The following is an 886-nucleotide window of genomic DNA, read 5'->3' as shown; positions in this document are numbered from 1 at the left end:
GAGCGTTTATCTCAGTCGGAGATTGTACTCCCACTGAGAAAGACTTGTTTTTACTCACCACTTGCAGAAGTGGGAGTCTTCTCGACTGAGATAAAAGGACTCATGCTATCGTTTCTAATCATAAATCCTAAATCCACTGATATGCCGTCCATTTAACCAGCGCTCTTTCTCGTCCGTCTGACCTTCCGGCGGCCAGATCAGTAATTCAGAAATCATAAAATCTGCATCCTTCATCGCGCTGGTATCCTGAATCTCACAATGATAAAAACCAAACCTTTTTCCTGGAAGCGAATTGCTCCGTCTGCAATTATCAATCAACGGACGAATGTCTGTCAGTTTTGCATCCTCCAGATAAAACAGAAATAAGTTCGGCATATCCTGAACAAAAGATAAGTCACTGATATTTTTGCCATACAAAATAAACAAATCGCAAAGCTCATGAAACTGCTGCACAAAACTGTAATCTTCTAGCGGAATCATAATATAGCATCCAAGCACTTTGCATTTTTTCACATCTGCCATAATAGCTTCATCCTGCAAATCTTCCACGGCCAATGTTACCCGCGGAGTTTTCATATTGATCGCACTAGAAGTCAACTTCCACGGAATAAAACATCCACCCACGTGTTTTCCATCTTTATTAATGGCAATACTTGTATATCCCTGCTCCGAAGCCGCCTCTCTTAATATTTCTCTGTCTTTTTCTTCCATATCCCAAATTCCTCATCAGTTTTTACTCAACGGTATTGGTTGTTCTTATTCTGCAAATTTAACCAATAGCTTACCGTTGTTCCTACCATCCTTGACAGCTTCATAGCTATCTCAATTGTTCAAGTCGAACGCACGTGAGACTTGGTGCGTGATTCTGGTCAGCGAAAGCTGACAT

General features: G+C 41.1%; 1 protein-coding gene. It reads right to left on the bottom strand.

Features of this window, described 5'->3' with window-relative positions:
* Positions 1–114: 114 nt before the first annotated feature.
* On the bottom strand, positions 115–711 hold the full coding sequence (locus LG34_RS16410; RefSeq protein WP_109217030.1) for a hypothetical protein: 597 nt from the start codon (positions 709–711) through the stop codon (positions 115–117).
* Between the last annotated feature and the right edge of the window lie 175 nt (positions 712–886).

This window comes from Eubacterium ramulus, from assembly GCF_003122485.1.
Classification (GTDB): Bacteria; Bacillota; Clostridia; order Lachnospirales; family Lachnospiraceae; genus Eubacterium_I; species Eubacterium_I ramulus_A.
Note: the sequence above shows the minus strand (reverse complement) of the source record. Positions and strands in the feature narration are given on the sequence as shown.